At 35.6% G+C, this 10,652-nt stretch carries 8 protein-coding genes; 6 read left to right on the top strand and 2 right to left on the bottom strand.

Translation table 11 applies throughout. The features are described 5' to 3' along the window. Positions 1-501: 501 nt before the first annotated feature. Together FVQ77_16365 and FVQ77_16360 are read right to left on the bottom strand one after the other, a co-directional pair. A complete protein-coding gene (locus tag FVQ77_16365; GenBank protein MBW8051874.1) occupies positions 502-3,990 on the bottom strand; it encodes a methylmalonyl-CoA mutase family protein in 3,489 nt (1,162 codons plus the stop codon). A 4-nt stretch (positions 3,991-3,994) separates the two neighbouring features. Next, a complete protein-coding gene (locus FVQ77_16360; GenBank protein MBW8051873.1) occupies positions 3,995-4,225 on the bottom strand; it encodes a DUF2283 domain-containing protein in 231 nt (76 codons plus the stop codon). A gap of 234 nt (positions 4,226-4,459) precedes the next feature. On the opposite strand from FVQ77_16360, the gene FVQ77_16355 reads away from it, so the two are divergent. The 6 genes from FVQ77_16355 to FVQ77_16330 all read left to right on the top strand — a co-directional run bounded on the left by FVQ77_16355 (position 4,460) and on the right by FVQ77_16330 (position 10,434). After that, positions 4,460-5,020, top strand: coding sequence for a helix-turn-helix transcriptional regulator (locus FVQ77_16355; GenBank protein MBW8051872.1), 561 nt, complete (start codon positions 4,460-4,462; stop codon positions 5,018-5,020). A gap of 117 nt (positions 5,021-5,137) precedes the next feature. After that, positions 5,138-6,565, top strand: coding sequence for a hypothetical protein (locus FVQ77_16350; protein MBW8051871.1), 1,428 nt, complete (start codon positions 5,138-5,140; stop codon positions 6,563-6,565). Next, entirely contained in the window at positions 6,565-7,035 is a 471-nt protein-coding gene (locus tag FVQ77_16345; protein ID MBW8051870.1) for a hypothetical protein, read from the top strand. The genes FVQ77_16350 and FVQ77_16345 overlap by 1 nt, the downstream gene beginning before the upstream one ends. A gap of 1 nt (position 7,036) precedes the next feature. After that, positions 7,037-7,462 (top strand): META domain-containing protein, encoded by a 426-nt coding sequence (locus tag FVQ77_16340; protein MBW8051869.1) that lies wholly within the window; start codon positions 7,037-7,039, stop codon positions 7,460-7,462. Between the two features lie 55 nt (positions 7,463-7,517). Then, positions 7,518-9,548 carry a T9SS type A sorting domain-containing protein gene (locus FVQ77_16335; GenBank protein MBW8051868.1) on the top strand — a complete coding sequence of 677 codons (2,031 nt, stop codon included), beginning with the start codon at positions 7,518-7,520 and terminating at the stop codon, positions 9,546-9,548. Between the two features lie 220 nt (positions 9,549-9,768). Continuing rightward, the gene (locus FVQ77_16330) at positions 9,769-10,434 is read left to right on the top strand and encodes a hypothetical protein (GenBank protein MBW8051867.1); all 666 of its coding nucleotides are present in this window, start codon (positions 9,769-9,771) and stop codon (positions 10,432-10,434) included. The last annotated feature ends 218 nt before the right edge of the window (positions 10,435-10,652 follow it).

Below are 10,652 nucleotides of genomic sequence, written 5' to 3'. Positions count from 1 at the left end.
CTATGCTGATGAGTAAATTTATAATTTTTAGAAGTAATTTTATTAGTTTATAAATTTAATCGGACAACAGTGATTAAAAATTTTAAATTTCTTAATGATACTGAATTCTGTGCGGCTTGTGAATAGTCGTTTTTTTCCTCCATTTTTTGCAATTCTTGCTTGCATGGGTGCAGGATGCCGCAAAAATAAGCAATAAAACGATTGCTAAAAATGATTTTTTCATGATTTACAAGTATTTACTGTTAATAATGATCTATATATTTTTTGAACAATTCTTCCCAACTATCAGCATCCTTTACATAATGAACTTATTATATTTTTGCTTGCTGATAACTTTTATCATTAATGCGTCATCTTCTGTAAAAGAAGCTCCATGTAAACACATCATAACTCCTTCGTAATCCAAAGGTACCATTTTTGTTTCAGAATACCTAATAATGTCTTTTAAAGATAAAATTTATTTGTATTCATTCGTATATTAGCATTTTATTATTAGTATCATTACATATTCCTCCTATACTGCCCTCCCACCTCATAAAGCGCTTTAGACATTTGACCAAGCGAGCATACTTTGCTGGTATCCATCAGCGCTTCAAAAATATTGCTATTTTCTACGGCAGATTTCTGTAAATGTTTTATCATTTGGTCATGGACCGCTTTATTTCTGTCTTTGAATGCCTTCAATGATTTAATAGCGTATTCTTTTTCTTTTGTAGTTGATCTTATGACTTCTTTAGGTATTATAGTGGGGGATCCTTCAGAATTTAAAAAGGTATTTACCCCAATAAGGGGCAATTCTCCGTTGTGTTTTAAGCTTTCATAGTAGAGTGATTCTTCCTGTATTTTAGTTCGCTGATACATGCGCTCCATAGCGCCCAATACGCCTCCTCTGTCGGAGATGCGTTTGAATTCTTCTAAAACGGCTTTTTCAACCAAATCGGTGAGCTCCTCAATAATAAAAGAACCTTGCAGTGGATTTTCATTTTTAGCCAAACCCAATTCTTTGTTGATGATCAGTTGAATTGCCATTGCCCTGCGCACCGAATCTTCTGTGGGTGTTGTAATGGCTTCATCGTAAGCATTGGTATGCAGGGAGTTGCAATTATCGTAGATGGCGTATAATGCCTGCAGGGTGGTGCGGATATCATTAAATGCGATTTCCTGCGCATGCAATGACCTGCCGGATGTTTGAATATGGTATTTAAGCTTTTGTGAGCGTTCATTACCATTATATTTGTATTTGATAGCTTTTGCCCAAATTCTTCTTGCCACCCTGCCTATCACCGAATATTCAGGGTCAATACCGTTAGAAAAAAAGAAGGATTGGTTAGGGGCAAAATCATCAATATGCATGCCTCTCGAAAGATAATATTCCACAAAAGTAAATCCATTAGCAAGGGTGAAAGCCAATTGAGAAATAGGATTGGCTCCTGCTTCTGCAATATGGTATCCTGAAATTGAAACCGAATAAAAATTTCTTACATTTTTATCTATAAAATACTGTTGAATATCTCCCATCATACGAAGGGCGAATTCTGTAGAAAAAATACAAGTATTTTGTGCCTGGTCTTCTTTTAAAATATCAGCTTGTACCGTACCTCTGACCGTAGAAAGTGTCTTTGCTTTAATTTTCTCATAAATTTCTTTAGGTAGTACTTCGTCACCTGTAACACCTAACAACATGAGGCCAAGACCATCGTTGCCTTTTGGTATATTGCCATTGTACTGCGGTTTCACGATGCCTTTCTTTTTGTAAATATCAACTATCTTTTTTTCAATCTCTTTTTCAAGGCCATTTTCCTTAATATGGCGTTCACATTGCTGATCAATAGCGGTATTCAAAAAAAAGGCTAAGATCATAGGAGCAGGTCCGTTGATTGTCATAGAGACAGAAGTTTTAGGGTCGGCTAAGTTGAAGCCTGAATACAATTTCTTGGCATCATCCAATGTAGCAATGCTTACCCCGGAATTACCTATCTTACCATAAATATCCGGACGATGATCCGGGTCTTCTCCATAGAGCGTAACAGAATCAAATGCCGTAGATAATCGCTTTGCCGGTTGATCAATTGAAACGTAATGGAATCTTCGATTGGTACGTTCAGGTCCGCCTTCCCCTGCAAACATACGGGTGGGGTCTTCCTCCTGCCTTTTTAAAGGAAATACACCGGCAGCAAAGGGAAATTCACCGGGAACATTTTCGGTTAATAACCATTTGAGAATATCGCCCCAATCTTTATATTTTGGCAGTGTTACTTTCGGGATTTTTATGTGTGATAAAGATTCATAATAAAGGTCGTGTTCAATAACCTTGTTACGGACTTTAAATTGAAACTTATCCGCTTTGTATTTTTTTATGGTTTCAGGCCATTGTTCCAGTGCTTTTTTACATTCGGGGTTTAATTGTTGTTCTAATGTTTTATAAGTTGATACGAGTTGATTGATAAGTTTCCCCGACTTTGTCGGGACAGGCTGGTTTGACTGCCCTGAAGCCGGTTTACTGTCTTTATTGGATTTGAATTGCTCTATCGTACCATTGAGTTGGTACATCTTTTGGGCAATACTACATTGTTGAGCTATAAACGAATGGTAATCATCTATGGTTTCGTTGATTTCTGACAGGTAACGCGTCTTTTCCGGAGGAATTATATATACTTTTTCAGAGATCCCATTGCTAATTCCGATTTTATCAGGATTGGTTTTGAAGTTAGCGCCAGTTTTTTCATTAATTATGTCAATAATCTTCTTATAAAGATTGTTTACTCCCGGGTCGTTAAATTGAGAAGCAATGGTACCGAAAACCGGGAGCTCCTCATCCGGTGTATCCCAAAGTTGATGATTGCGTTTATACTGTTTTTTTACATCTCTAAGTGCATCCAAAGATCCTTTTTTATCAAAATGGTTGATAGCCACAATATCGGCAAAATCCAGCATATCAATTTTTTCAAGCTGTGTAGCCGCACCATATTCAGAGGTCATTACGTACATTGCTACATCGCAGTGATCAACAATTTCCGTATCTGCCTGGCCAATACCCGAACTTTCTACAATGATAAGATCAAAGCCGGCAGCCTTACAGATGTCAATGGATTCCTGGACGTGTTTGCTTAGCGCCAGATTTGATTGCCGGGTGGCAAGAGAACGCATATAAACCCTGGAAGTATTGATCGCATTCATGCGAATGCGGTCGCCAAGCAAAGCGCCCCCGGTTTTTCTTTTTGACGGGTCAACCGATATGATGGCTACGGTTTTGCCTGCCTTGCCGTTTGTTTGTTTGGCAGACAGGTCACTGAAATCAATTAGATATCTTCTTACCAGCTCATCAATTAAGGATGATTTTCCTGAACCTCCTGTGCCTGTAATACCCAGTACAGGAATATTTTTAATCCTGATTATTTTTTCAATTATTTTATGAGTTTCTATGAATGCTTCAGGGAAACTTTCTGCTAAGCTAATTAGTCCTGCAATGGCCTTTGGTTTATCATTAACAATTGATATTGTATTGCCATTCGTGCGTAAAGTGGTTGCATGGCCGTTATGAAGTGTAGAAAAGTCAGATTTTTGCAGCAGATCATTGATCATGCCCTGCAAACCCATTTCCCTGCCATCATCGGGAGAATATATGCGGGTGATGCCATATACTTCAAGCTCTTTTATTTCTTCAGGCAGGATCGTTCCGCCACCACCGGCAAATATTTTAATGTGCCCGGCCCCTTTTTCTTTCAAAAGGTCAACCATATATTTTAAATATTCGATATGGCCGCCCTGGTAAGAAGTCATTGCAATAGCTTGTGCATCTTCCTGGATGGCACAATTCACCACTTCCAGCACAGACCTGTTGTGACCCAGGTGTATCACTTCTGCTCCTGAGGCCTGAAGGATCCTGCGCATAATGTTAATGGCCGAATCGTGCCCGTCAAACAGTGAAGCTGCAGTGACTATTCTGAGCTTATGGGTGGGTTTGTAGGGCTGTATTTTTGAATGTGCCATTTTATTATATTTTTTCTGCTGATCTCAATGATTCTTTTGGCAGGCATTTACTTGCGTCAAGCACTTCGATACCTATTAAGCGGCCTTGATTATCAAAATCTAAATTTATCATATGGTCAGTTTCTGATATATCACAGGCATAGGTCTTCTTTACTGAACCGTTTGTGATTTTGTCAGCAATATAAATATAAGCTGCATCCGCATGATTGTCATAATGTATTTTCATTAGCTTCATCATAATAACCGTTTTTCCATATACCAACGTGGAAATATCTAAATGGTTTAGTATTATTTAAATATAGAAATACGCTGCATTTAGAATGCTGCTTAAATGCTCTTTTTTAAGCTCATTTTTGTCTATTTCACTCATTATTGTTAATGCTATTACGCAAAGATATGAAATAATCCTGATAAATAATAGTGTTTGTTTATAAATTACCTACATTGCAATAAAATACATAGAATTACAATGAAAAATTATTCTTTAAAGATAAAAAATCTAACATGTGATAACTGTATGCGTGTGTTAAAGGAACAATTAGAAATAAATAATATTCATGTTAATAATATAATGACAGGAAAGATCATCCTTGCCAATAAACCTGGTCAGTTTCAGTTGATGAGGATAAGGGTTATTTTAAGAAATAATAATATGCAGCTTATTCTTGGCAGAAAGCAAATGATAGTAGCAGAGATAAAAGGTACCATAAATAATTTAATTTTTAATAGCAAAATAAATAGGAACAACTCTGATTATATAAGTGGAAGTATTGGAATGAATTACAACTATCTGAGTGGACTTTTTAAATCGGTAGAGAAGATCACAATTGAAAAATATATCATTTCTCAAAAGAGAGTACGTGTAAAGCAATTGTTAATAGAAGGCGAACTAACCGAAACTAAAATTGCGAAAAAAATGCGTTATAGCAGCGTACAATATTTATCTAATCAATTCAAAAAAACTGAAGGTGAAACACTAAGCTCTTATAAGAAAAAACATAGCCCAACTCACACATCTTCAACGCTTTAACAATATAAATCTGAAAATCTTACACAATTTTCTGAAAATTTTTTATATGTTTTATTATATACATAATAATCCCTTATTACCTTCGTGCAGAATTTTTAATCAAAAAAACTCTATGTTATGAAAAATCTAAAATTACTATCGTTTGCAGTATGCTTTATACTGATAAGCACATTTGTGTATGGTCTGCCAGGAGGGGGAGTGATAATACCACCTGGATTAAATGTACCGACAGGAGCAGCATGTCCCTCTCCTACTACCGCATTGCAGGATGATGGGGCTGTAAGTGCCTTTTTATGCCCGGACTTTGAGAATTTGGGCGTGGGAACTACCACACCAGATATAAATTCAAAAATACATATAGTACAAACGCCTGAATTTTTTAAGTATAAGCCTGCCATCAGAGTTGACGTTGGAACGCTTGATGACAGAGGAGCTATCAGCGCTTTTCAGGCAAATGGCGGAACAAATTTTTCTACCATACAAGGTACTTATGAGGCAAGGATTGGATTTTCACAGGCATTTCATATTTCTGGTCATATGATTGGCGGGGTATTAGGTGTAGTTAGACCTTCACGAATTGTATCTTCATCCAATGCATTTGCCACAGGTGCAGTAAGTATTGCCGACCTGGATAGTCTAATAGTTCTGAATGCTAATGTGCTGAAAACCTGGATAGGTGGTTCATATTCTGAATTAAGAGGAACTATCACAAGCTATCCCGGCATAAATAATGGCGCTGTATCTGCCATGATTGCAATTGATAACATTAAAGGGACCAGAACATGGGCAGGTTATTTTGACGGGGATGTTAGAATAGCTGGAAATAGCGATCTTATTTTAAGAGAGGCCACGCAAGGAACAGGCTCACAACAGTTGGAACTTATCGGATTTACTGGTAATGGACGATTTTATGTACATCATAATCACACCGCACAACCCTCAGGTGTTACATCGTTAGTAAATTTTTCTGGTAATCGTTCAGAGACTATACTCTCTGTAACCCAGGCAGGGAGTGGGCCGGCTGCCCTCTTTTTTGGAAAGGTAATCATTGGCCAAAGACAAAAAACAGGCGCATTTGCTGATGCCATGCTGCAGGTTGATGGTAAAATTGTTTCATCTGATGATATTATTATGATGGTTGATGGCTGGGCTGACTACGTTTTACATCCAAACTATCCATTGCCTGACTTGCTCAGAACAGTAAAACCTCATATCATTATAAATCAAAGCCTGGATGGGATACCTACCACTGAAGAAGTAATTGGCAAAGGTCTAAGCCTGGGTTTTATTACTAAAGCTTTGGTAAAAAAAGTAGAAGAAATATTCCTTTACCTGATCGAGATAAAAGAAGAAATTAATGCAATGATGAGTGATATATTTTCTATAAAAAAAGTAAATGCGAGTCAGCAGAATGAAATTAATGAATTAAAAACTACAGTCAAGATATTAACACTACAAAATGAGGAACTTAATAAGAAAAATATTAAAATAGAAAAGGATGTACAAGAGATTAAGGATATGTTAAGTAATATCAAGAAAAAATAATGAAGGAAATTTTAGTATGTCTATTCACCATATTATTGTTATCAACGGGCTGTGGTTGTAAAAAAGACCCCCCTATACTTTTATGTCCGGAAGGTTATGTGGAAGTAGATAATATTCAAATCATAGATTTGGGCTGTTGTTTTTATGATTCTATTGAGTACATTATTAATAATGATTCTACTTATCAAGCTGTTTTTCAACCATTTATTGATTATGATTCAACTTATATACTCTTTGATATTGATTTTATTAAATACACATTATTAGGAAAATACATGGAAGGAACATGTTCTGAAGATTTTTATTCTAAAAAAATATGTAAAAATGATGCTAATAAACAATATAGATATACTGTAAAGCTCACTGGAAAAGGCCCAATATGTGAAATGTTATTCCATACGATGAACTGGGTAATAGTTCCTAAAGTCCCTGATGATTACTATGTTAAATTTGATATAAGTGACTATTAATATGAAGAGAACAGAAATGTATGTTGTATTTTTTATTTTTTTACTTTTTAATACTAGTTGTAAAAAAGATAATAATACATTAACAGGAAAGTGGAAACTAATAAGTTATGAAGATATTAATAATGATACCATAACATATGAACCACAAAACATAAGTCGTTCAATTATCATTGAGTTTTCTGATAAAGGTAAAAAAGGTAAATTAAATGGACATACAGTTACTAATTCTGTATCTGGAAAATATAAATTAAATGATAACAATAAAATTGAAGTTTTAGAATTTGGTGGGACTAAAGTTGCAGAGCCGGAATGGGGAAAAAAGTTTTGGAATGCAATCTATATTGTAACTTCTTATCAAGTAACTAAATACAATCTTTATCTATTATTTAATAATGATACAGAAAAGATGATATTTGAAAAACAATAATAATTTGTCTAAATATTTTAATAAATTAGAATCATTTTATTTATTTCAAACTATTATGGAAAAATTATCAAGAATTTCCTGTTTAATAATTATTATATTTATTATTACGATTAATAGTAAAATATTTTCACAGATAAATATTGGAGGTATTCCACATACATTTTTACCAAATTGCTCACCTTCAATCAAAAACAAAATAATCCCGATTACTAATATGCCTCCCGTTGATACATCCTTGCTTTTATTTCAAGATAGTTTGCAATTAGCAGATACAACAATAAAGGAAAAAACATTTAGTTTTGGTTATTCTATGCCTGTAAATTTGGGATTAAATAATTCTGGTTTATGGGATACATTAGATGATGGAAGTTTAATTTGGAGATTAAAAATAAAATCAATTGGCGCTTATGATATTTTATTGGTTTTTAATCAATTCTGGTTACCACAAGGGGCAATACTTTATATCTACAATGAAGATAAAAGTGCATGGATTGGTGGCTTTACTGAGCAAAATAATAAGCCCTATAACAGATTTTCTGCTGGTCCTATACAAGGTGAAACTATTATTTTAGAATATTATGAACCATCTAATGTTATACAACATGGAAATATTAATGTGTCTGGTGTAGTTCATGTATATAAAAATTTATTTCATAAATCACATCCTATTACAGGTTTTGGATCATCTGGTGCTTGTAATATAAACGTAAGGTGTCCGGAAGGTAATGGTTGGTGTAATCAAAGGCGTTCGGTTGCTTATATACTCAGACTCAATACTAATGGTCATCATGTAACCCTTTGTTCAGGTGCCTTAGTCAATAACTTAAGGAGTGATTTAAGACCTTATTTATTAACCGCTAATCATTGTGTAACATCATCATCAGCAGGTAATATTAGCGATTGGCTTTTTATTTTCAATTACCAAAGCCCTATTTGTGCAAATCCAATAGATCAACCAACAACAACATATTCTATTTCTGGATCTTTACTTCGAGCAAGTCGTAGTGGTTCTGATTTTGCTTTATTAGAACTAAGTGCAAGTCCACCAGGTGATTTCAATACCTACTATGCTGGATGGTATAAAGACAATGCAAGACCGGAGAATGGTGTAGGAATCCATCATCCATCAGGCGATATTAAGAAAATTTCAGTATATGATAAAAAACCAAGAAGGAGAAAATTTCTTGGTGCAAAATGTTGGAAGTTTAAATGGGCATCAGGTACCACTGAAGGTGGTTCATCAGGTTCTCCATTATTCAATCAATTTAATCTCATTGTTGGACAACTTTATGGTGGAGGTGCTTCATGTGATAATCAAAATGATAAAGACAATTACGGTCGATTTGATATATCTTGGGATGAAGGAGGTTCTGCTTCAACACGGTTAAAAGACTGGCTTGCTCCTATTACTCTTAGTTTTACTGGATTAGGTGGAAGAGATCCTTGTAGAATTAGTTATAATTTTAATAATGCAAACGATTTACATACAAGTGCAAGTGTTGTTTCTTTTTCAGCTCCTCCTTTACCTGGTCAAAGAACCTACAACGGAGTATATGAAGCAACTACTTCTATTGTAGCATCCAACTGCACCGTCCAAAGCGGTACATCCGTCACATTCAATGCACCTTTTGTAAGATTAACTAATGGTTTCCATGCAATAGCAGGAACAGGGTCTTTTTTCAGGATAACCGGTCAAGGCTGCCTTAGAGGGTGTAATACAGGAGTAGGCCGATACATGCCTTATGAGGAAGAACCTGTGGTTATTTTTAATTTAAATGATTCAATAATCAAATATAATGAACTTAACAATAAAGCGCTTAGTAATATATTGAGCCAGGAAAATTTTTATTTATATCCTAATCCAACAAATGGCATATTTAATTTAGAAGTCAGCTTAAATAATAAGGAAAGTATAAAAATTGTCATCTCAGATATATTGGGTAATGAAATATATGCAGTATCAGAAGGAGCAATCCTTCAAAAAAACTACCAAATCAACCTGAGCAGCTACCCCAACGGCATTTATATCGTTCGTTTAATCACCAATGATGAGGTAATTAACAAAAAAATAATCCTCTCAAAATAATTCCCCACCTGGTGCAAACTTGTACGGTTGTATAAAAAATTACCTCCAAAAATAAAAATATTTTTTTTAATCTTTCCTTTTTAATTGATTAATATTGCACAAAATAATTTCGCATGGCCCCGAGTACTCGAGGTTGATCCCCGCCAAATTGGCGGGGCTATGTTTACCCCGTTAAATCTCTTATATTTAATGGGACTCTATGCGCCATGCGCAAAAAGGTATGAACAACACAGAAATTTCATCTTACTGGAGGCGGTACTTGTATTTTACGGTATTCATAGAAGGAGGCGCTGTGATGGCCGTAGAATTGATCAGCGCAAAACTGATCTCCCCGTTTTTTGGTACTTCCCTTTATGTTTGGGCTCCGGTATTAGCCATAACATTGGGAGGTTTGGCAACAGGTTATTTTCTTGGGGGTATTATTTCAAAACGATATCCCTACGTAAAAGTCTTGTTCATTATTATCGCAATTTCTGCTGTTTTAGTAGCTATAATGCCTCATACGTCTAAAATGATCATGGGGTACTTCATTAGTCTGGAAAGAGCTACAGGAAGTAATTGGCTGAGGACAGGTACTACTGTTTCCTGTATTATATTTTTACTTCCCCCGATCGCCTGTTTTGGCATGATCGCTCCTCTTACCATTAGATTGGTTACTACAGAGTTAGAAAAAGTTGGGAAGGCAGCAGGAACGGTTTATGCTATATCAACATTTGGAGGAATTATTACTACTTTTTTGTTTGGCTTTTACATGATACCGTTCGTGGGGCTGAAAGCAAGCTGCTATTATACTGCCTTCGCACTTGCTGTTTTACCCGTGGGGTTTTTTATTATTTCAAGAATAAAGGGAAATAAGGAAATAGGGGATAGGGAAATAGAGGAATAATTGAAAATAGTAGGCAGTAGGCAATAGGCAGTAGGCAGTCGGCAGTCCACAGTCGGCAGTCCATCCCGAGTACTCGGGAGCAGTCGGCAATTGTTTTTTGCCTTTTTGCCGACTGCTGATTGCCGACTGCCGACTTTGTCTGGGCAATATCCAACATCCAATTATGAAACTCCCACCATATATCTTACTAACGCTTTCATTCTTAGAAGGCGCTGCGG

This window comes from Cytophagales bacterium (genome assembly GCA_019456305.1).
In the GTDB taxonomy this organism is placed as follows: Bacteria; Bacteroidota; Bacteroidia; order Cytophagales; family VRUD01; genus VRUD01.
Note: the sequence above shows the minus strand (reverse complement) of the source record. Positions and strands in the feature narration are given on the sequence as shown.

What these genes read in the sequence shown, in the direction of transcription:
- FVQ77_16365 (MBW8051874.1), bottom strand. Translation starts at nt 3,990, where the DNA reads ATGGCACATTCAAAAATACAGCCCTACAAACCCACCCATAAGCTCAGA.
- FVQ77_16360 (MBW8051873.1), bottom strand. Translation starts at nt 4,225, where the DNA reads ATGAAGCTAATGAAAATACATTATGACAATCATGCGGATGCAGCTTAT.
- FVQ77_16355 (MBW8051872.1), top strand. Translation starts at nt 4,460, where the DNA reads ATGAAAAATTATTCTTTAAAGATAAAAAATCTAACATGTGATAACTGT.
- FVQ77_16350 (MBW8051871.1), top strand. Translation starts at nt 5,138, where the DNA reads ATGAAAAATCTAAAATTACTATCGTTTGCAGTATGCTTTATACTGATA.
- FVQ77_16345 (MBW8051870.1), top strand. Translation starts at nt 6,565, where the DNA reads ATGAAGGAAATTTTAGTATGTCTATTCACCATATTATTGTTATCAACG.
- FVQ77_16340 (MBW8051869.1), top strand. Translation starts at nt 7,037, where the DNA reads ATGAAGAGAACAGAAATGTATGTTGTATTTTTTATTTTTTTACTTTTT.
- FVQ77_16335 (MBW8051868.1), top strand. Translation starts at nt 7,518, where the DNA reads ATGGAAAAATTATCAAGAATTTCCTGTTTAATAATTATTATATTTATT.
- FVQ77_16330 (MBW8051867.1), top strand. Translation starts at nt 9,769, where the DNA reads ATGAACAACACAGAAATTTCATCTTACTGGAGGCGGTACTTGTATTTT.